This is a genomic window from Desulfobacter sp. (assembly GCF_050177295.1).
Genome location: NZ_JBFXHE010000004.1, coordinates 1 through 20,913 on the forward strand (window position 1 = coordinate 1; position 20,913 = coordinate 20,913).

Annotated in this window: 14 protein-coding genes; 9 read left to right on the forward strand and 5 right to left on the reverse strand. The window is 49.3% G+C overall.

Annotated features, from left to right (window positions below; genetic code table 11):
• The first annotated feature begins 287 nt into the window (after window positions 1-287).
• Window positions 288-914, forward strand: a complete 627-nt coding sequence (pncA, locus tag AB7U36_RS00855; RefSeq protein WP_428157909.1) for a bifunctional nicotinamidase/pyrazinamidase — start codon at window positions 288-290, stop codon at window positions 912-914.
• Window positions 915-1,076: 162 nt separating this feature from the next.
• On the opposite strand, the gene AB7U36_RS00860 is transcribed toward pncA, so the two are convergent.
• Window positions 1,077-1,628, reverse strand: coding sequence for a hypothetical protein (locus tag AB7U36_RS00860; protein WP_428157910.1), 552 nt, complete (start codon window positions 1,626-1,628; stop codon window positions 1,077-1,079).
• A gap of 314 nt (window positions 1,629-1,942) precedes the next feature.
• Between AB7U36_RS00860 and AB7U36_RS00865 the strand changes: the two genes are divergently transcribed.
• Window positions 1,943-6,175, forward strand: a complete 4,233-nt coding sequence (locus AB7U36_RS00865; RefSeq protein ID WP_428157911.1) for a PEP/pyruvate-binding domain-containing protein — start codon at window positions 1,943-1,945, stop codon at window positions 6,173-6,175.
• Between the two features lie 18 nt (window positions 6,176-6,193).
• Window positions 6,194-7,444, forward strand: a complete 1,251-nt coding sequence (locus AB7U36_RS00870) for a type I glyceraldehyde-3-phosphate dehydrogenase (protein ID WP_428157912.1) — start codon at window positions 6,194-6,196, stop codon at window positions 7,442-7,444.
• Between the two features lie 121 nt (window positions 7,445-7,565).
• Here the strand turns inward: AB7U36_RS00870 and AB7U36_RS00875 are convergent, their stop codons facing one another.
• From AB7U36_RS00875 to AB7U36_RS00885, 3 genes are all read right to left on the reverse strand, one after another.
• The gene (locus AB7U36_RS00875; protein WP_428157913.1) at window positions 7,566-7,757 is read right to left on the reverse strand and encodes a YgaP family membrane protein; all 192 of its coding nucleotides are present in this window, start codon (window positions 7,755-7,757) and stop codon (window positions 7,566-7,568) included.
• A 13-nt stretch (window positions 7,758-7,770) separates the two neighbouring features.
• Window positions 7,771-9,291, reverse strand: a complete 1,521-nt coding sequence (locus AB7U36_RS00880; RefSeq protein WP_428157914.1) for a sigma-54 interaction domain-containing protein — start codon at window positions 9,289-9,291, stop codon at window positions 7,771-7,773.
• A gap of 179 nt (window positions 9,292-9,470) precedes the next feature.
• A complete protein-coding gene (locus AB7U36_RS00885) occupies window positions 9,471-10,550 on the reverse strand; it encodes an HDOD domain-containing protein (protein WP_428157915.1) in 1,080 nt (359 codons plus the stop codon).
• 106 nt (window positions 10,551-10,656) lie between these two features.
• Between AB7U36_RS00885 and cobU the strand changes: the two genes are divergently transcribed.
• The 6 genes from cobU to AB7U36_RS00915 all read left to right on the forward strand — a co-directional run bounded on the left by cobU (window position 10,657) and on the right by AB7U36_RS00915 (window position 19,590).
• Window positions 10,657-11,265, forward strand: coding sequence for a bifunctional adenosylcobinamide kinase/adenosylcobinamide-phosphate guanylyltransferase (cobU, locus tag AB7U36_RS00890; protein WP_428157916.1), 609 nt, complete (start codon window positions 10,657-10,659; stop codon window positions 11,263-11,265).
• Complete coding sequence (locus AB7U36_RS00895) at window positions 11,262-12,032, forward strand: adenosylcobinamide-GDP ribazoletransferase (RefSeq protein WP_428157917.1); 771 nt, start codon at window positions 11,262-11,264, stop codon at window positions 12,030-12,032. Before cobU ends, AB7U36_RS00895 begins: the two co-directional genes overlap by 4 nt.
• A 32-nt stretch (window positions 12,033-12,064) precedes the next feature.
• The gene (locus tag AB7U36_RS00900) at window positions 12,065-13,153 is read left to right on the forward strand and encodes a threonine-phosphate decarboxylase (RefSeq protein ID WP_428157918.1); all 1,089 of its coding nucleotides are present in this window, start codon (window positions 12,065-12,067) and stop codon (window positions 13,151-13,153) included.
• Between the two features lie 2 nt (window positions 13,154-13,155).
• Window positions 13,156-14,118 carry an adenosylcobinamide-phosphate synthase CbiB gene (gene cbiB, locus AB7U36_RS00905; protein ID WP_428157919.1) on the forward strand — a complete coding sequence of 321 codons (963 nt, stop codon included), beginning with the start codon at window positions 13,156-13,158 and terminating at the stop codon, window positions 14,116-14,118.
• Window positions 14,115-14,921, forward strand: a complete 807-nt coding sequence (cbiR, locus tag AB7U36_RS00910; protein ID WP_428157920.1) for a cobamide remodeling phosphodiesterase CbiR — start codon at window positions 14,115-14,117, stop codon at window positions 14,919-14,921. The genes cbiB and cbiR overlap by 4 nt, the downstream gene beginning before the upstream one ends.
• Window positions 14,922-15,099: 178 nt before the next feature.
• Window positions 15,100-19,590, forward strand: coding sequence for a response regulator (locus AB7U36_RS00915; RefSeq protein WP_428157921.1), 4,491 nt, complete (start codon window positions 15,100-15,102; stop codon window positions 19,588-19,590).
• A 73-nt stretch (window positions 19,591-19,663) separates the two neighbouring features.
• On the opposite strand, the gene AB7U36_RS00920 is transcribed toward AB7U36_RS00915, so the two are convergent.
• Window positions 19,664-20,890 (reverse strand): FprA family A-type flavoprotein, encoded by a 1,227-nt coding sequence (locus tag AB7U36_RS00920; RefSeq protein ID WP_428157922.1) that lies wholly within the window; start codon window positions 20,888-20,890, stop codon window positions 19,664-19,666.
• Window positions 20,891-20,913 lie beyond the last annotated feature (23 nt).

Consider the following 20,913-nt stretch of genomic DNA (forward strand, 5'->3'; position numbering starts at 1 on the left):
GGTTAGTGCAAGTTTGTCCAACTTCTTAACATGGCGGATACCATGGGGATATGCCTTGGTGTAACCGGGTTCCAGAATGAGATCAGCAGGCTGCGATACATCACTATAGTTAGATGTTGAGGCGTTTCTGAAAATCATCATAGGATTCTCTCAGCAGACTGGGATCTATGATCTGTACTTGCTCATCTCCAAGATTTCACACTAATCCGCGATGAGTGCAAAAATTTTGTATATGAATTCTAAAAATATTATTTTAAGGTATACCTTTCAAAAAGGACAGATACTTTATGCAGATAAATACAAAACAAGACCATACCGCCGTGGTTGTTGTGGATATCCAGGCAGATTTTACCCAGGCCATGCAAGGCGGCCTGGCCGTTGAAGGCGCTGACCGGGAATACCTTGATGCGGCAGAAACCCAAACCCGCCGGCTCAAGGCACTTGGCTACCCGGTATATGCCACCCAGGACTGGCACCCGGCTAACCATATTTCCTTTTTTTCCAACCACGACAACGCCAGACCCTATGATGTCATTGAAATTGAGGGGCGCCAACAGGTATTATGGCCTCCCCATTGTACCCAGGAGAGCCCCAATGCCCGGATTTTGATGGATGAATCCCTTTTTACGGCCATTGTGAAAAAAGGCATGGATCCGACCTTTGACTCCTATTCCGGTTTTTTTGATGACGGAAAAAAAGAGACCGGCCTGGCTGATATCCTTAAAGACGCAGACATAAAAAAGCTTATCATTTACGGACTGGCAACGGATTATTGCGTCAGGGCCACGGTCATGGATGCTATAATGCTCGGGTTTGACGTGATCTTGATCAAAGACCTGTGCCGGGGCGTTGCCCCGGAAACCACGGCAGCGGCGTTGGAAGAGATGAAAGCAGCCGGTGTCGATATTTACTGAAGACCGTTTGACCGGGAAAATCATAGATAAAGTCCCGGTCAGTCCGGTTATATTTTTTCCAAAAAGCTGCTCTCCGTGTTTGGACGGCCGTTAGAGGCGCGTATGCTCAAAAAGCTGGCCAGATGCAAGGCGCAGATGAGTGACTATTCGTTCAAACACCCGCTATTTGAAACTGCGCTCAAACAGATCCTGCATGGCAACCGCAGCATCGTTGGTGAGGTTCCGGGTGCCTGTCCCTGCAAAGGTTTTATGGTGAATCATGGGGGTGGCCATCTGCCAGTCATTATTCACCCAGGAAAACCAGGCTTTCCTGTCCTGCTCATAAACATATATCGGGCGGTTGAACAGTTTGCCCAACTCCACACCCCATCCGGTGCCGCCCTTAACGGTTTTGTCCGGCAGGATCCACCCCACGGTAAAAATCTGGTATCCATTATTGACCATATGAAAAATAGACTGAATAACTTTTCTGATTCTATTGCCTTTTGAAAAGGATCTGCCCAGACGGGTCGAGACAATATCCATTGAGATATTTCCCTTTTCAAGCTCCTCCTGGTTCAGCAGCCGCATGCCTGAATCCCTGTCAAGAATATTTCCTTCAAAGGAAAAATTAACTTCCTTGACGCCGTATTTTTCTGCAAGTTTTCCAAATTCGGCTTCAGCGCCTCTGTGCCCGCCACTGTAGAGTGTAAATTGAGACGGATCATTATTCATGGTTGTTACTCCTCACATTAAATGTTCACCAAATTAAAAAACCCAGGTTAGATTTTAATTGAATGCTGTTTCGATAAATCAAGATGTTATCTTATAAAAATCGGGTAAGATAAGCAAGCTGGAACCTGCGTCAAGGCAGGGATTAAAAAAATATAAACAAATGGCACGTCTTATTTGACTGTATTCACTTGGACGGCAGACACGAATGGGCGCTAATCTAAAACCTAGGTTACAAACCAGGACGGTCATGATAAACTAAAGCGTTTTAATTTAAAAAAATTTTTCCACCTTAATAAAATAAAGAGGTCGTTTCTGTGAAATCAAAAGCCCTTGAAGTCAATCTTTCAGATACCCGGGCAGACGTCACCATTGATGAACGGTATCTTCTGCTTCTTGACTTTTTTAAAGGATATGTAGGCATTGTCAACCGCCTGGAAACTTTTTTAAAGGAATTATCCCATCCATACCGGAACTGGGCCTTCATTGTCAGCGAGTCCCGGCATTTTTCCCTTCACTATTTTCATTTGTATACCAGCGAGCCCGATGGACCAAAGGTTCTTGATCTGCTCTGTGATATTTTCAGCTCGGCATTTGAATCTGTATCTGATTCTGAAATCAAATCCAGTGCTGCAGACAATCTCATGCAGGTTCTGCATTATATCGCCAAATCCGGGGCACAAGGACTTCATGTGTTCAATCATACAATGACCCATGAACTTGAACGGATTGCGGCCCTTCAGGACCCTGATTTTTTCTTTTTTGTCTGCTCCTATTATCAGCCCGACGTCCTGGTCAAGCTGATGACGGAAAAAGATGCGCTTCCGGACGACCCCAGTTTACGAATGGCCTTAAATAAATTTTTAATTCGCTTTTTTGACGTCTCTTTTGCATTCTGGCTCTGCCAGGACGATCCCGTGGCCTGGATGAAAAACAATATCGATGAGTGGCGGGGCGGGCCGGATATCCTCATGCTTTTAGACCAGGTGTCCCGGGAGCGGATTCAAGAACAGCAACAGGCCCTGGCGCAGATAAAAGCCCTGGCGCCCGGTGACATGACAGCCTTATCCGCCTTAATGGAACTGACCGGACACAGGGACCATGTCAAACGATTCAGGGACATACCCCGGCAGATCCTTGCCCTGGCTCCGGAAAAGACCTATGGAAAATATGTTAAACTGACGTTTCTCTTTTATATTATTCATGCACCAGGGCTTTCCATCATACACAGGGAAGCGTTGGGCGATATTCACCGCACCCTGATCACCCTGATCGGAGAACGAAAGGATTATAAAAAGGACATGGTCATTGTTGACCAGACCTTTGCCCTGCTCAAAGAGCACAAAGGGCGGTATCCGGAAACCGTTCTGGAATGCATCCATAAAATCGGGGATGCCGTATACAATACCGACGAAATCGAGCTGATCAACCATTTCATTGACCGGTCCGTGGACCATGGGTTTCAATTCCCGGATATCTCGGGAACCGGAGAAGACTGGCAGATCAAATGCAATGTGGCCCACGTGAAAAATATCCGGGTATTTCTCACCCTGGTGGCCAGGCACCCGAAAAAATCCAAACGCCTGCTGTCCGCTTTGATCACCTCCCTGGCCGTGGGCGGCGTGTTTATCCGGGATACGGACCTGTTTCCCCGGGACATTACCACATTCTTAAATGCCGACATCGCACCGGTGTATAATCTGGTTAAACAACTGGCCCGGCTGCTGCCCACCTTTTTCAATGAAATCGGCGCAGAAGGGGATCTTCGGGATATTTCCACCCGCCTGGATGAATCGGTTTTCCGCAGGGACCGGCTGGTCCATTTCCTGCGCAAACAATGCCATGTGGAAAGCTCATCGAGAATCGTGGACTTTATCCGGGAAGTGATCATGTTCTGGAAAACCCTGGATAAAACACCGCTTAAGCCCTATCTGCCGCCGTCCATCTATGATGATATCCCAACCAGCGGAAAATACATTGACGGTCCCCATGCCGTTTTCCGCACCCTGGCCCTGAACAAGCTGGAAACACCGGCTGATTTTTTTGCCGTCCCCAAAGCCGACATTGAGGCCATCATTGACAAGGCAGAAGAGGTAACAGACCTGGACAGGGAACGGGTAAAACTGATGATCCGGTTCCACGCCCTGCTCAATGAAAAATACGGCATTGAAAACCTGGACCTTGCAAGCTATGTCAACACCCATATTTCCCAGGGTCTGCCTGATCCCAGGAATATCCTCCATGCCCTGGGTGAAACGGATCTGGAAAGCCGGATCGGCGGACTTCTGGCCTATATGGCGGAGCTGAAAAACATTATCCTGTCCAAGGAAAAATTTGCTGTAAACGAATCCATTTACCATAAGCGTCACATTGCCGTTGACATCCCGTCCATGTACGGGTCATACAGCGAGGCCAAATTTGATGCCCTGGGCATGACCCTGAGACTTGAAAGCATTATCAATGTCCTGTTTGAGGATCTGATCAACAGCATTGATTTGAGATTGATCACCAAACCGACCTTTGTGAAGATCTTTTCCGTTCTTAATCTTTTCCGCCAGGCCCTGGCCCTGGACGGCATTGTATCCAACAAGCTGGATACCCAGCTGGTATTCTTAAAATACGCCATCAACATCACCACCTGCTCCTTTACCCAGTACCTGGACATTTTCAAGGGGTTTACCCGGGCGGTTGCCGATGCGGTAAATGACCATTTCAACAACCTGCACTCCCGGAACCTGATCAACCTGGACAACCGCATCGGCCGGGAAAATATACTTGAAAAATACCTGCCCGAAGGGTTTGGTTCAGCGGCCAATACCCCCAACACACCGGCAGCCGCTAAAATGGCAAAAAAACTGGACCAGCGGGTGGCGGATATTTTTTTCCGGGACCGGATTGCCACATCCCTTGGGCTCCAGCAGCTGGATGTATTTTTAAACCGGATTTTAAACACCCTGTTCCGCCAGTCCGAACGGCTGACCCAGGATGAACTGTCAGCCCTTCTCAACTACGACCCAAAGGCAGCGGTCTGCCCCATTGATGCCGGGGAGCTGTTCAGCAAAAACATTATTTACCTGGGCAACAAGGGGTTGAACCTGATAGAACTGAAGCGCCTGGGGATTAAGGTGCCGGACGGGTTCATCATCACAACCGAGGTGTTCAAATGTCTGGATCTCATTGACAACTACATCCCGGCATCGGTGAATTTCCAGCAGTTGGTGGCCCATATGCTTGCCCAGCTTGAAGAGGCTGAGGGTAAGAAATTCGGGGATCCGGAAAATCCGTTGCTGCTGTCCGTTCGTTCGGGGTCGTCCATTTCCCAGCCCGGAATGCTGGATTCATTTTTAAACGTAGGCATTAATGAACAAATTGCCGAAAGTCTTGGGGAAAAATCGGGAAACCCCTGGTTTGCATGGGACTCATACCGCAGATTTATCCAGGCCTATGGCATGGTGTACGGCATCCAGAGAGACCGGTTTGATGCCATCATCCGAAGCCACAAGGAAAAGGCCGCCATCCGGTTCAAACGGTACTTTACAGGGGACCAGATGCACGAGGTGGCCCTGGCGTACAAGCAGCTTTTGCTGGACCAGGGCATAGAACTAGTGGAATCCCCCATGGACCAGTTATTTTTGTCCATTAAAAAGGTGTTTTCATCCTGGAACTCCAAACGGGCCGAAAATTACCGGAAAATCATGGGGATTTCCGATGACTGGGGCACGGCTGCGACGGTTCAGTCCATGGTATTCGGCAACCGGTCCAGGGAATCCGGGTCCGGGGTGGTGTTCACCCACAGCCCCAAACTGCCCGGAGACGCCATCCGGCTCTGGGGGGATTTTACCATTGGCAACCAGGGGGAAGATGTGGTATCCGGTCTGGTGAAAACCCTGCCCATATCCGAACTGCAAAGGGAGATGGAAGGCAGGGACGTCAAGATCAGCCTGGAAGCGCAGTTTCCCATTGTTTATGAAAAATTGAAAACCATTGTCCAGAAGTTGATTTACGAGGAAGGGTGGAATCCCCAGGAAATGGAATTTACCTTCCAGGGACAAACAGTTGAAGATGTGTTTATTCTCCAGGCCCGGGACCTGTCTTTACGGGACAGGAAAAAAGTCAAGCGGTTTGATGCCGCACCGGACAGGCTTGAAAAAATCCGGTTAGGCCAGGGAATCGGCGTGTCCGGCGGCGCCATGAGCGGCAGAATCGTATTCTCCCTGAAAGAGATCGACGGCTTCAGGCGGCAGGATCCGGATACCAGCCTGATTTTGCTTCGCAATGACACCGTGCCCGATGATATCCTGGAAATTGATGCGGCAGACGGCATTTTAACAGCCAGGGGGGGACTGACTTCCCATGCCGCCGTGGTGGCATACAATCTTGAGAAAACCTGTGTGGTGGGGTGTAAAAATCTGGTCTGCAACGAAGAGGCAGGCTTTTGCGAACTCAATGGCGTGAAAATGAATACAGGGGATTTCATCAGTCTGGACGGCCATAAGGGCATTGTCTACCAGGGGCAGATGAAAATCAGTAACCATTTAACCTCAATCTAATAACAAGGCAAAGGAAATATGAGCACAGACGCATCAAAGATCCTGGGCATTAACGGACTTGGCCGAATTGGAAAACTGACGTTATGGCACCATGCCGGCAGAAAATTTTTTGATGAAATCGTCATCAATGTGGGCAGAGAAGTCGGTACCTCTATGGATGATCTCATCCATTATATTGAACGGGATTCCACCTACGGCCGCCTGGAGGCGTTTTTACACGGCTTCAGGGGAGAACCTGTTATCACGGATGTTGATCCCGGTTCCGGCACCCTTATGGTGAATGGGGTGAAAATAAAGATACTTTTCACAGACCGCAACCCCAAAGATATCGCATGGGCGGATAATCATGTGGAGCTGGTGGTGGATACCACGGGCCAGTTTCTTGACCCCAATCTCGAATCAGACGCGCCAAAGGGCTCCATTCGGGGACACCTGGAGGCCGGTGCCAGGAAAGTCATTGCCTCTGCACCCTTTAAACTGAAACAAGGCGCCATGATTCCCGATGATGCGGTGACCACGGTCATGGGCATAAACGATAAAGACTATGATCCTGTCCGCCACTGTCTGATTTCCAATGCATCCTGCACCACGACCTGTCTTTCCCACATGGTTAAGCCGTTGCTGGATGCCTTTGGCCTGGATCGTGTGCTGTCTGCATCCATGGCCACGATTCATGCGGCCACAGGCTCACAGGAGGTGCTGGACCGGTTGCCCAAAACCGGGAAAACCGATTTGAGAAAAAACCGGTCCATCATGAATAATATCATCCTGACCACCACGGGTGCGGCCAAGGCATTGCAACAGGTTATCCCGGAAATGGCCAGTATCGGTTTCATTGCCGAATCCGTGCGCATTCCCACTGCCACCGGATCTTTGATTATTCTGGTCATCAACCTGCAGGAAGAACTGGACAAGCCGCCGGTCAGAAGGGACCTGATCAACCAGATCTATAAAGACACGGCCCAGAAACAGTCTGACGGTTATCTGATCTTCACGGACAAACAGAATGTCTCCTCGGATATCATTGGCACCCCCAGGGCCGCAGCGGTAATTGAGGGCCATGAAACCCATACCCGCACGGCGTCTATTTCCATTAACCTGAAACATATGCAGGGCATTGACAAGGACATGCTGGAAAATATCAAGGACCGTGTCGGTTCCATCCAGGTCACCCAGGCGGTCATTTACGGGTGGTATGACAATGAAATGGCGTCTTATGTGAACATGCTGGGGGACAGAACCGTGACCATCGCCGAGTCCATGGAATAAGAGGGTTTGGTTTGGGGTATCTAAAAACGCCCTATTCGCTTAATTTTTTATTTTACCATGAAGGACATGAAGATCATGAAGAATATACTTCATGCTCTTCATGGTTTAAATCTGCGCTGTTTCAGCGGGGCACCTTGAAAACCTTTTCCAGAATATTTTCCATGGGGCAGAATCCGGTAAATGCCGACTGGACAAGATTTATCCCCACAAAGGCTGTAAACAGAAGCCAATAGGGCGAAACCAGCCAGGCCAGAATCAAGGTGATAAGAATCATACTGCCGGCAATGGCGCGGATATAATGTTCCATTTTCATAAGAAATTCTCCTTTACCGATAATCTTTATAATTGATATTGTATCGACCAGCCTTATATGAAAATTTTCTGACTGTGATATTGATCAGTTTGGCAGCCTTGTTAATATTTCCCCGGGAATTTTTCAGGGCATCCATAAGAATTTCCTTTTCAAGGCTTGCCACGGCATCTTCAAGGGACAGGGGAAGGGTCTTGGACTTGGTACCGGTCTGAAGGGTTGCCGGCAGATGGTAGGAGTGAATGGCGCCTTCATTGCACAGAATGACGGCCCGTTCAAGGCAGTTTTCAAGCTCCCGGACATTGCCCGGCCAATGGTATTCCATCATCATGTCAATGGCCGGTGTGGTGATGCGTTTGATCTCCTTGCCGTGCTCCTTTCTGTATTTTTCCAGAAAATGATCAGCCAGAAGAATAATGTCTGTTTTGCGCATGCGAAGGCTGGGGATGTAAATGGGAAAGACATTGAGCCGGAAATAGAGGTCATCCCTGAATTTGCCCTGCTGGACCATCTCCTCCAGGTTGGAGTTGGTGGCGGCCACGATCCTGACATCTACTTTTATGGGCTTGTATCCGCCCACCCGTTCAAATTCCTTTTCCTGAAGCACCCGCAAAAGCTTTACCTGGGCACTTAAGTCCATGTTGCCGATTTCGTCCAGAAAAATGGTGCCTGTATTGGCGACCTCAAATTTACCTTTTTTGGTAAAGGAGGCCCCGGTAAAGGCCCCTTTCTCATGACCGAACAGCTCGCTTTCAATAAGATTCTCGGGAATGGCCGCGCAGTTGATCTTGATAAAGGGATTCTGGTTGCGTTCGGAATTGTAATGAATGGAATTGGCCACCAGCTCCTTGCCCGTGCCGCTTTCACCGCGGATCAATACCGTTGCCGAAGAAGAGGATACCTGGGAGATCATCTGGAGCACTTCACGCATTTTGTTGGAATTACCAATGATATTGGAAAAACTGTATTTATTTTCCAGCTCCGATTTCAGGCGCAGGTTCTCGGTTTTCAGCTGCTCTTTTTCCACCCGGACGGTTTCAATGTTGATGACGTGATGGGCAACCATGGTTGCCACCACGGTGAGCAGCTTTTCACCATTTTCAAGGGAGCGTTTGCCTTCATAGGGCCGGTCCGCACTGATGGCACCCACCACCCGGTTCTCTTTTTTTATGGGTACGCAGATAAAGGAGTAGTCCTGGCCCTGGGTGATATTCCTGGAATGGGTTTTATCCAGAAACAAAGGCTCTTCACTGATTCTTGGCACCACGGCAGGTTTACCGTTCTGGATCACTTTACCGATAATGCCTTCCCCGGGCAGGTATTTGATCTGCCGGGTTGTGTCTTCGGAAATGCCGTGGGCTATTTCAATGCGGATTTCTCCGGTCTCGGTATTTGTTAGAAATATGATTCCCCTTACAAGGTTCAGTGATTCAGATAAGACACTTAAAACCTTAAACAGGGATTTTTTCATGTCCATGTGCTGGTTTAATGCTTGGCTGATCTCGTATAATAGAGAAGTTTCTTCAATGGACTTCATAAAGGGATTTTCCACATCAGTAGTTTTGCATTTATTTTCATCGTAATCATTATTTGCAGAAAGCTGCTGTCCCTGCCGTAATTAAAATTGCTTAATGGAAATACAGTTTTATAGCATAAAAATCAAATTAAAAAATACAATTTTGAATTTTTTAATGCGGCTTTGAATCCTGATCGTTTTCAGCTTTTCATAAACGATTCCACAGTGAAACGGCACCTGTTAAGGTCCATTTCCAGCTTTTTAGAAAAAATTGATTTAAGGTCAATATCATACATCTCGAAATATTCTTCGCGGATGGGGTATATCTGTTTGCCCTTGCCGTGATAACCGTAGGCCATGCAGATAAGGTCTGCCAGACAGATGATAAAACTGGGCAGACGATAATCCATGGGAATTTTCTCGGGGAGAAAGAACTGGGGATGATGATGGTAATAGATTGCATTAACAATGGTATCCGACAGGTTGCAGTCTTGTGCGACATAACTGCTTAAAATCGCATGGTTGAACCCATATGCCTCATCCTCTTCAATACAGGAAGATATCTGACCTGCTGTCGGTCTTTTTTTTTTAAGCAACGGCAGATAATTTTTGCCGACATCATGCAACAGCCCGATTGTACCCAGTACCTGTTCATAACGATGGAAAACGTTCTGCCCAAGATAGGCAGCGCAGGTTGACACCAAGGCTGAATGCATCCACAGATCATTGTACACTTTTAATTGGGCTTCATCCTGGGCGTTGGGCAAAAATTTTTTTAAATCATAGGCCATGACCATTTTTTTAAACTCATGATATCCCATCACCAGAATGGCTGTGCCCACGCAATTCACCTTTGACGGCAGATTGAAACGCCCCGAGTTGACGGTTTTTAAAACATGTGAAGAAAAAACCGGGGCTGTGGCCACCACCGCAGCTATCTGCTCGGCTTTGGTACCAGGGGTCTCAAGAAGTTTCAGGGGCTTAAAGGCTGCAGATGTTACCGGCGTCATTGTTTTGACCGTTTGGCGGAGTGTGTGCGACAGTCCGGGTGCCAGATTTTTTCCATCTATAAGAGAGATGCTGTTATCCAAATAGGTGTATTCAAATTCAGGACCTTCATAATCGTCCGAAGGTCGAGCCCCGGGTTTTGAATCAGTGGACGAGGCTGTCCCGGGGAAAGGATCAATTTCATCTTCCCCCTGGGAGCCGCTGTTTCTATTAATAAGAAAAGCGATTATAAGCAGGAACAGGGCACCGACTATACTTAAGATCGTAATCATGATATTCCTTTTTGTGTTAAGAGAATAAAAACGCAAAGCCATCCTGAAGGATTAAAGAAGATCCTTAAGGTTAAGCAAAAATATTAATTTTTTCAACTAAATACTTATGACCGACATAAAGAACATGCTTGTGCTTGGCGGCTGCAGGAGCGGTAAAAGCCGTTTTGCCAAGCAGGCCGCAGATAATCTGGCCATGGACAATAAAATCTATCTGGCCACCTCTGTGTCCTTGGACAGGGAAATGAAAGAGCGGGTTAAACGCCACCAGGATGATCGCGGACCGGACTGGGAAACAATTGAAGAACCCGTACTCATCCATGAAATCATTGACCGGACCTGTACCCAGGCAAAGGTGATTCTGGTGGACTGCCTGACCCTCTGGACTTCCAACCTTTTGTTCCAGGGAAAGGATGAGGCCGGTATCATGGCGGCGGTGGACCTGCTTGCGGGCGCTTTAGACCGGTCTGCCTGCTCTGTTATCCTGGTTTCCAATGAAGTGGGGTATGGGATTGTTCCTGAAAACAGCCTTGCGCGGCGGTTCAGGGACATGGCAGGGCTTGTTAACCAGCGGGTGGCCCGGTCCGTTGACAAGGTTGTTGTGAGCATGGCCGGTATCCCAATCCAAATCAAACCTGACCAAATAAAATCCGGCCGGATCGTGTCCGGGTCCGGGTCCGGCATTGGCCAGGATTTTGGAAACGGAGAATTTAAATGACCCGGTCGGAGAATCCTGGATTTTTTGCAGACTTACGGGCCTGTATGGCCTTTATTACCATTCTGCCCACGGGAAAGAACCTGGTATATTCTCCTTTGGGCATGATCCGCTTTTTTCCTGTGGTGGGGCTGATCATCGGTGCCCTTCTGGTCATCACCGATTTTTTTGCATCCATGGTCTGGGCAGCACCTGCCGCAGCCCTTGTTGATCTCATTTTTCTGGTGGCCGTGACCGGTGCATTCCACCTGGACGGCCTTGGCGATACCGCAGACGGGATCTTCAGCCACCAGGGCCGGGAGCGGGCCCTGGAAATCATGAAAGACTCCAGAACCGGCATGATGGGCCTGGTTGCCGTTGTACTGGGACTGGCTGCAAAACTTGCCGGGATCTGGTCGGTGAAAACCCATTGTTCTCCGGTTCAGGCCATGGTCATATTTTTCCTGGTGCCCGCTTTTTCCAGGGCCGCCATGATATTTGGCATAAAATACCTCAATTACGGCAGAAAAGGCAAAGGCACGGGCAAGGATTTGTTCGACCGTCCCCTTAATTCAAAAGATTTTTACCTGTGTCTGATCCCCCTGGGTTTTTCTCTGTTTATGGGGTCTAGGGGCCTGATATTGATTTCAGGATTTGCTTTTGGATGTTTTGCTATTTTAACATTTTATAAACAGAAAATGAACTGCATCACAGGAGATATGCTTGGTGCCATGGCTGAAGTGATGGAAGCCTGGCTGTTCATGGCAGCCGGCATGAATGTCGGCTGTTAAAAAATTATGTCAAGCAGTAATGGATTTCAGGGATGATTCAGGGACATGGCGGAAATAAGCAGCATCTTGCAGACCGTATGGGATGCAGGCTTGAAGATATCATTGACATGAGTTCCAACCTCAATCCCCTGGGGCCGCCTGAACGCATCCACACATTTATCCGGGAAAACATCCATCTGATCCATGCCCTTCCCGAACCTGATGCAGCCGGCATGTCAAGGGGATTTGCAGCCTATCACGGCATTGATCCCGGCTGTGTGATTGCCGGCAATGGCACCACCTTTTTCATTTATACCCTGCCCCTGGCCCTGGGGTCAAAAAAAGCATTGATCCTGGGGCCTGCCTACGCTGACTACGAAGATGCCTGTGCAGCGCTCAATGTAAAGACATCTCACTGTCTGGCCCTTGCCGAAAATAATTTTATTCCGGATCTGGATCAGTTATCTGCCGGCGCCGGGCAGGCTGATCTGGTGTTTATCTGCAACCCCAATAATCCCACAGGCACCCTGATTGACAAACAGGATCTGGAAAGGTTGATCCGGTGCCACACAAATACCTGCTTTGTGGTGGATGAATCCTATCTGCCCTTTGTACCGGATGCAGAAGACTTTTCCCTTATAAAGCTAGCGCACCTGCCCAACCTTGTGGTACTCTCCTCCATGTCCAAAATTTTCAGGATTGCGGGGCTTCGTACAGGCTTTTTAAGCGGGGCCAAAGCATTGATCCGGAAACTCATGGCCCATTATCAGCCCTGGAGCGTCAATGCCCTGGCCCAGGCAGTGATCACGGATATTTACAACCATCCTGAAGAGATTTTGCCCTTTTTCCGGCAGACCCGGGAATTCATTGTTAAAGCGCGCCGGGCTTTTGTCCATGCCCTGGCTGAAACGGACGGCATCCGGCTTTTTGATACCCCGGTCTATTTTGTGTTGGCCCGGCTGGACCGGATCTTAGCGTCACAACTGTGCCGCCGGGTGGGAGAGGACAGATTCCTGATCCGGGACTGCGCCAATTTTAAAGGGCTGTCCCACCGGTTTGTCCGGTTTTCCCTGAAAACAAATGAAATCAACCTGGCCCTGGCCCAAAGCATCAAAACAACGCTGGCCCGGGAACAGGATTAACCATGCTTTTTGATGTGACCTGGCAAATTTTAGCTGCCGCCTTTATCCTGGATATCCTGGCCGGAGATCCGGAATGGCTGCCCCATCCCATTATCTGGATGGGCCGGGCCATTTCGTTTTTTGAACCTGTATTCAGAAAACGGATTGAAAACCCATTGCGGGCAGGTCTTTTCTTTGCCCTTTGCCTGATTGCCACAGCCTTTGGCCTGACCTGGGCCGTTGTTCTCACAGCCGCCCTGATTCATCCGGTTGGGGGTGCCATTGTTCAGGTTGTACTGATTTTTTACAGTTTTTCCACCAAAAGCCTGTACAGGGCTGCCATGGATGTATTTAAACCCCTGGCCCTGGGCGATCTGGCCCTGGCCAGAATCAAGGTGGGGTATATTGTGGGACGCCAAACCAAAGACCTGGATAAGGCAGGCGTCACCCGGGCGGCCTGTGAAACCGTGGCGGAAAATTTCGTGGACGGATTTCTGTCCCCCTTGTGTTTTGCCCTGGTGCTCGGGGCTCCCGGCGCCATGATGTACAAGATGATCAACACCCTGGATTCCATGGTGGGGTATAAAAACGGCACCTATATTCTGTTCGGCAGGGCTGGGGCCCGCATTGACGATGTGGCCAACTATATTCCGGCCCGGCTCTCCATCCTAATGATTACGCCGGCAGCAGCAGCGCTTTCCCTTTCCCGGGGCAGGCGGGCATTTTTCACAGCGCTGACCCAGGGCCGCAATCACAAAAGCCCCAATGCAGGGTTTCCCGAGGCAGCCTTTGCAGGCGCACTTGGTGTGCGATTTGGCGGCCCCAACATCTACCATGGCAAGCTTGTGGACAAACCCTATATCGGCGTCACGTTCAATGATCCCAGACCTGCTCACATTGAAAAGGCCTGTGAGTTAATGATGCTGTCAGCCCTTGTTTCCGTGGTACTGGGCTGTGTGTTGGCCCGGGGTTTTGTTTTAATATGATCAAACGACCTTTCAGGCTGGGCACGACCTCCTTTATCTATCCGGATCATATCATCCCCAATGTCAAAAAAATCGGCGCTTTTTTTGACGAAATTGAACTTCTGGTGTTTGAAAGTAAACCCGAAGAGGTGCTCCCGTCCAAATCAGATGTAAAGGAACTGACCTGCCTGGCCCGGGACCTGGACCTGACCTATAATGTCCACCTGCCCACGGATATCAGCTTATGTGCACCGGATTGCCAGGTGCGCCAGCACGCCGCTGACACCCTGAAACGTGTAATCGAGCGCTTTTACCCCGGGCCTGTCACAAGCTTCACCCTTCATCTGGAGATGGATAAGCCCACGCCGTCGGAGGAGGGCACTCAGGCCTGGCAAAAGCATGCGCGACAGGGGCTTGAATTGCTGGTTCCGGCCCTGGAAGACCCGGCAAAGGTTGGTGTGGAAACCCTGTGGTACCCCCCGGATCTTTTAAAAAATATAGTCAATGACTTGGGTCTGTCCGTCTGTGCCGACCTGGGTCACCATATCAAATACGGGCATGACATAGCCCGCACCGTTGAACTGTTCGGCCCTAAAATCCGCCTGATTCACCTCCACGGTGTGGATGCTCGCCTTGAACCGCCCGGCAAATATCCAGAAGACCATATCGGCCTTGATAAAACAGCACCCGGCGAGCTTAAAAAAATCATGGACCCCTTAAAACACTATACGGGAACCGTGTGTCTGGAGGTGTTTAAACTTGCCGATCTGCAAGGGTCTCTGGCTGCACTGGCCAAAATTTTTAACGGGATCCCCTGTATATAAATTCCTAAGTTGTTTAATAAAATCAATCCGGTAAAACACAACCATGCGCCATGATTCAGCTTTACTCAACGCTTTGATTCTGGTATTTTTGTCACAATATATAAACCCTTTGATCCAATTAACTCTTCTGTGAATAAATTAGTCCCCACCCAAAGAAAGGTAATGTCAGGATACGATAATGCGGCTTAGGTTCAAATTTATTTCCGTAATTTTTTTCCTGCTTTTATACAGTATTCCAGACCCTTGCCATTCCCATGATACCGATACCGGTCACTTTCTTAAATCACTGACCCAGGAAGAGCAGCAATGGCTTAAAGCCCATCCGGTGATCAGACTCGGGATGGCGTCCGACCGTCCCCCCTTTGATTTTATCGATGGCCAGGGACAATCCCAGGGAATGATTGCCGACTATGTTGAATTGATTGCAAGCCGTCTTCAGGTGAGCCTTAAACGTATGGAAAAAGAAGACGGTTCCCGGCTTTCATGGGCACAAATACTCAAAGCTGCACAAAACAGGCAAATAGATTGTGTGGCCGGCCTGGTGAAGACAACGGAAAGGGCAAGCTACCTTGATTTTACCCGGCCCTATCTTGATTTCCCTTATGTTCTGGTGGTTGACCGAAATAATGACATATCCAAAAAAGTCTCCGATTTTAACGGCCAGAAAGTTGCTGTGGTGGATGCTTACTCCATCAGCAAACAACTGCGTATGCAATACCCGGAACTGATCTATGTTCCTGTGGAAAACCCGCTGGAGGGACTGCAGGCCGTTGCCTTTGGCAGGGCTGCCGGCTACGTGGTTAATGCGGCCTACGCAAGTTACCATATAAAAAAACACAACTTAAACCAGCTGAAGATTGCGGCGGCTCTGGATGATATAAATACTCAGCTTCGTATGGGTGTGCGAAAAGACTGGCCATTGCTTGCCGGTATCCTGGATAAAGCCCTTGCCTCTTTGACACCCCGGGAAACAAGTGCCATCCGCAACCGATGGATCTCCCTTGATTATGAAAAGAAGATGGCCTGGCGCAAAGTTCTGACGGTTGCAGTCCCTGCTGTCCTCATTTTACTGATCATCATTGGGATGGTGTTAATCGTCAACAGGAGATTGAAAAAAGAGATTGTCAAACGGCAAAAGACTGAAAAACTATTATTAAAAAGCGAAGCACGCCTCCACTTTGCCCTGAACGCGGCCAACGCCTATTATTGGCAGATCGACATGCAGTCCCGGCAAATCAAGTATTGTTCATTACAGCTTTTTGTTTCCGCAGGTTATTCAGAACAGGAAGCTCCCCATACCCTGGATCACTATTTTTCTTTTGTTCACCCGGATGATCTTGCATTGCTTGATAACGCATTTCAGCGCTTATTGGCAGGTGAAACAACCTTAAAAAAAGATTACCGGCTGCGCCGTAAACAATCCGGGTGGATATGGATCCATTCCGTGGGACAGGTCGTGGAACGGAATGCCCAGGGGCAGGTATCCAAAATCGCTGGCCTGACCACGGATATTACAGAACGGTACAGCAACATCACTGAACGCCAGGAACTCTTTGAACAGATCAAAGTGTCCCGGGAGCAGCTGCGAATTATATCGGAGCACACCCACGACTGGCAGTCCTGGCGGAACCTTGACGGCAAACTGCTCTGGGTGAACCAGGCTGTTGAAAGGGTAACAGGCTACACAGTAGCCGAGTGTATGGAGATGGATGACTATCCCTTTCAAATATATGATAAACGGGACTTAGGTGTTTATAGAAATCTTACAGACGCGGCCCTTAAAGGGGAAGGCCATCAGGAGGCACAGATCCGTGTCCGCCGCAAGGACGGCAGTCAGGTATGGGTTTCTTGCGCCTATGAACCGGTCCTGGACAAAAACGGCCAGATCATAGGACTTGCCGGCGCGGCCAAGGATATTACAAAACAAATAAAAGCGGAACAGGGACTTCGACTCTTATCCAAAGTTTTTGAAGACAGCTCGGACCCGATTCTGATCACGGATCTTTCCGGAAACATCATGGATCTGAATGAAGCCACCATTGAGGCTTACGGATATTCCAGGGAAGAGCTTCTGGGTAAATACATCGGGATATTTGCCTCGGAAGAAGCTGATATCAAGGACAGCGGCCTTTACCAGCGCTGTATCAATGGAGAAGTATTAAAAAATATCGAGGGCAGCCGGATCAGAAAGGACGGGACTGTCCTTCCCCATCTGTTTACCTATTCCCTGTTAAAGGATGACAAAGGCAAACATTTAGCCATCGCATCCATTGCCAAGGATATTACCTGGATCAAGGAGGCGGAAAAGGAACTTGAAAACTACCGGGATCACCTGGAAGACCTGGTAAAAGAGCGGACCCTTGAGCTGGAAGAGGCAAGACAGGTGGCTGAAGAAGCCACAAAGGCCAAAAGTGATTTTCTGGCCAACATGAGCCATGAAATCCGCACCCCGCTCAATGCCATCATCGGCTTTGCCCACCTGGCCCTTCAGACAGCGCTGGATTCACGCCAGCATGATTATCTCCACAAAATTCAAAACGGGTCAAAGGCCCTTTTAGGCGTTATCAACGACATCCTTGATTTCAGCAAAATTGAGGCCGGTAAACTCAGCATGGAGGCCATTGAATTTTTTCTGGAAGATGTTCTGGATACCGTTACCAATCTTGTAGGAATCAAGGCCCAGGAAAAGGGCCTTGAGGTGATATATAACATTGATCCCGACATTCCCCGCAGTCTTATAGGGGATCCCACCCGGCTGGGCCAGATTCTTCTCAACCTGACCAATAATGCGGTGAAGTTTACAAAAAAGGGGGAGATTGTTTTGGGGTGTGCATTGCTTGAAGACGATGCAGATGAGGCCCGGCTTGAATTTTACGTCCAGGACACCGGCATCGGGCTGACCCAAGCCCAGCAGGACAAATTATTTCAGCCCTTTTCCCAGGCAGATTCCACCACCACCCGCAAATTCGGGGGCACAGGCCTGGGGCTGTTTATCTGCAAATCCCTGGTGGAAATGATGAACGGCCATATCCGGGTGGAAAGCGAGTATGGCCAGGGCACCACCTTTATTTTCACCGTCCGTTTAAAACGTATTGGCTCACAGACGATTGCATCACGCTTTGCCGCCGCCGACATCCTGAAGAAAAAAGTCCTGGTGGTGGACGATAATCACATCTCCCGCACGGTGCTGGAAAAAATGCTCAAGGCCATGTCCTTCACGGTTATCCAGGCTGACAGTGCAGAAACCGGCCTGGAGGCGCTGGACATGGCCCGCAAACAGGGTGCCCCCTTTGACCTGGTTCTCATGGACTGGCAGATGCCGGGAATGGATGGATTGCAAGCCTCTGAAAAGATAAAAACCGATTTGGAAGGAAAGATTCCTTCGGTTATCATGGTTTCGGCCTATGCCCGGGAGGAACTGGTGGACAAGGCCAGCCGTCTGGGACTTGACGGCTATCTGGTCAAACCGGTTTCTCCGTCTTTATTGTCCGATGCAATCATGACGGTACTGGGAGAAAAAATGCATCCACGCATTTTTGCGCAGCACAAAGAGCAGCTTCCCGGTGTGACGGAAATCCAGGGCGCAAAACTTCTGGTCGCCGAGGACAACGAGGTGAACCAGCAGGTGGCCAGGGGAATTCTGGAAAACAAGGGTTTTGTTGTGAACCTGGCAAATAACGGTGTTTTGGCACTAGCTCCCGTGCAGAAAACAGGATATGACGCTGTGCTCATGGATATCAACATGCCGGAAATGGACGGTTACACCGCCAGCCGTGAAATCAGAAAACTGCCGGGGTTTAAGGATCTGCCCATTATCGCCATGACAGCCAATGCCATGACCGGTGACAGGGAAAAAGCCCTGGCCGCGGGAATGAATGATCATGTGGCCAAACCCATTGATGTCAAGGAGCTGCTCAATGCCTTGAAAACATGGATAAAGCCTGCAAAAGAAAAATCTGGCCGGGAAAAGGAAACCCCGCTCAAGAAAGAAGTTGGCAATGGGGCACCATCTGACAATTTGGGTCCTCTGCCGGGGATTAACATCCAGGAGGGGTTATATCGTCTGGCAGGGGACACGCGTTTGTACCGGAATCTTTTAAAAAAATTTGCCGGAAGTCAGGCAGATACGGCAGATAAAATCCAGCAGGCCCTGATCACCAAGGATATGGAAACAGCGCAAAAACTTGCCCATACGGTTAAAGGCGTTTCAGGCAATATCAGCGCAACCCTTGTTTTTGAATCCGCAACACGTCTGTACGATGCACTCAAAAACGCAGACATTCAGACGGTTATGGCCCTGCTGCCTGATTTTTCTGCCTGTCTTTCAGACGTTATTCAGGGAATCAATAGCCTTGACACAGGCACGGAAGAACTAAAACAACCACAGGATGGCCCTGCCCCGGCCCCTGGGGAACTCAGACTGCAGCTTATGACGCTTCAAAAAATGCTCGGCGGGAACGATACCCAAGCTCTCGACATCGCCAGGCAGATCCGGGATCACATTCCGGACGATGCCAGGGAAAGCCTGGTTGATCAGCTTGCCCGGGAGATTGGCGAATACGATTTTGATCAAGCCCAGAATACCCTTCAAAATCTTTGCCGGGAAATGGGGCTTGACGAAATGGGACTTGACGAAATGGGACTTGACATAGATGGCGTCGAACCATGATGTTTTTGTATAACCGGGACTTGGCCACGCCCGTCCCGGGTATACAATAGAAAGATCCTTTCCCGGACTGTTTTTACCCGGTAAACTTAATCAGTTCCTCGCAAAAGGCGTCGATCTTCTGGACCATGGCCTGTTCATCCTTGGTGGTAGGTGCGCCCTGCCATTCGTAAAAACCGAACAGATCCCAGCCGGACTTTTCAATTTTGGATTCAAAATCCCGCTGGGCTCCCCCGACCCATCCATAGGAGCCGTATCTGAAAACCTTTTTGTTGGTCACCTTTTTTACAAGCAGTTCGTCAATCACATGGGACATGGGCGGAAAGACCTTATACTCGTAAGTGGGCATGCCGAAAATAAGCCCGGCGGACTTCCAGGCACTGGCCAGGATATAGCCGATGTCATCGCCCGGGGCCTGGTAAACATGCACCGGAATCTTGTGTTTTCTTATGGTCTCAACCACAAGGTTCAGCATGGATTTTGTACTGCCGTACATGCTGGACCACACCAGGGTAACCTCCCGTTCTCCCGGCCCCTTGCTGTACTCTGCATAGCGTTTGTAATGGTCGATGATCACGCCGGGGTTCTCCCGCCAGATAATTCCGTGGGAGGGACAGATGATCTTGATATCCAGTCCGGACAGTTTGGTAAGCCCCTTGAGTACAAAGCTAGAAAATGAGGAGACAATATTGGCGTAATAGCGCAGCGCCTCGTTTTCAAAAAAAGCATGTTTTTCTTCGGAGAGCTGGTCGTCAAAAATGGTGTCGTCCGCCACTTTGCCGTAGGAACCAAACGCATCGCAAGCAAACAGAATTTTTCTTTTTGTTTCATAGGTCATCATGGTTTCGGGCCAATGGATGTTGGGCGTTTCAAAAAACTGGAGTTCATAGTCCCCAACTTCCAGGGTCATGCCGTCCGTGATGGCCACGGCCCGGTCCGCCGGGACCCCGGCAAAGGCTTCGAGCAGGGGAACCGCCTTTGGGGTACAGTAAATCACGCCCTTGGTATTTTTTTTACAAAAATCCCGCAGCCAGCTGGCGTGATCCGGCTCCATGTGGTTCACCACGATGATATCAATGTCCTCAACAGCCAGGGAGAGCCCTTCCATCTGTTCGGCAATAGCCCTGGGAAAGCCCATGATGTCCTGGGTCAGATCAATGAGTACGTTCTTTTCACCCTTGATCAGATACGCGTTTATGGAGATGCCGTGGGGAATAGGCCAGATCCCCTCAAAAAGGTAATTCTCATCTTCGATGTTAACCGCAAGGCGGTAGATATCGTCTACTATTTTTTGAAATTTCATCCTGCAATTCTCCTTGTACCAAT

What these genes read in the sequence shown, in the direction of transcription:
- pncA (WP_428157909.1), top strand. Translation starts at nt 288, where the DNA reads ATGCAGATAAATACAAAACAAGACCATACCGCCGTGGTTGTTGTGGAT.
- AB7U36_RS00860 (WP_428157910.1), bottom strand. Translation starts at nt 1,628, where the DNA reads ATGAATAATGATCCGTCTCAATTTACACTCTACAGTGGCGGGCACAGA.
- AB7U36_RS00870 (WP_428157912.1), top strand. Translation starts at nt 6,194, where the DNA reads ATGAGCACAGACGCATCAAAGATCCTGGGCATTAACGGACTTGGCCGA.
- AB7U36_RS00875 (WP_428157913.1), bottom strand. Translation starts at nt 7,757, where the DNA reads ATGAAAATGGAACATTATATCCGCGCCATTGCCGGCAGTATGATTCTT.
- AB7U36_RS00880 (WP_428157914.1), bottom strand. Translation starts at nt 9,291, where the DNA reads ATGAAGTCCATTGAAGAAACTTCTCTATTATACGAGATCAGCCAAGCA.
- AB7U36_RS00885 (WP_428157915.1), bottom strand. Translation starts at nt 10,550, where the DNA reads ATGATTACGATCTTAAGTATAGTCGGTGCCCTGTTCCTGCTTATAATC.
- cobU (WP_428157916.1), top strand. Translation starts at nt 10,657, where the DNA reads ATGACCGACATAAAGAACATGCTTGTGCTTGGCGGCTGCAGGAGCGGT.
- AB7U36_RS00895 (WP_428157917.1), top strand. Translation starts at nt 11,262, where the DNA reads ATGACCCGGTCGGAGAATCCTGGATTTTTTGCAGACTTACGGGCCTGT.
- AB7U36_RS00900 (WP_428157918.1), top strand. Translation starts at nt 12,065, where the DNA reads ATGATTCAGGGACATGGCGGAAATAAGCAGCATCTTGCAGACCGTATG.
- cbiB (WP_428157919.1), top strand. Translation starts at nt 13,156, where the DNA reads ATGCTTTTTGATGTGACCTGGCAAATTTTAGCTGCCGCCTTTATCCTG.
- cbiR (WP_428157920.1), top strand. Translation starts at nt 14,115, where the DNA reads ATGATCAAACGACCTTTCAGGCTGGGCACGACCTCCTTTATCTATCCG.
- AB7U36_RS00915 (WP_428157921.1), top strand. Translation starts at nt 15,100, where the DNA reads ATGCGGCTTAGGTTCAAATTTATTTCCGTAATTTTTTTCCTGCTTTTA.
- AB7U36_RS00920 (WP_428157922.1), bottom strand. Translation starts at nt 20,890, where the DNA reads ATGAAATTTCAAAAAATAGTAGACGATATCTACCGCCTTGCGGTTAAC.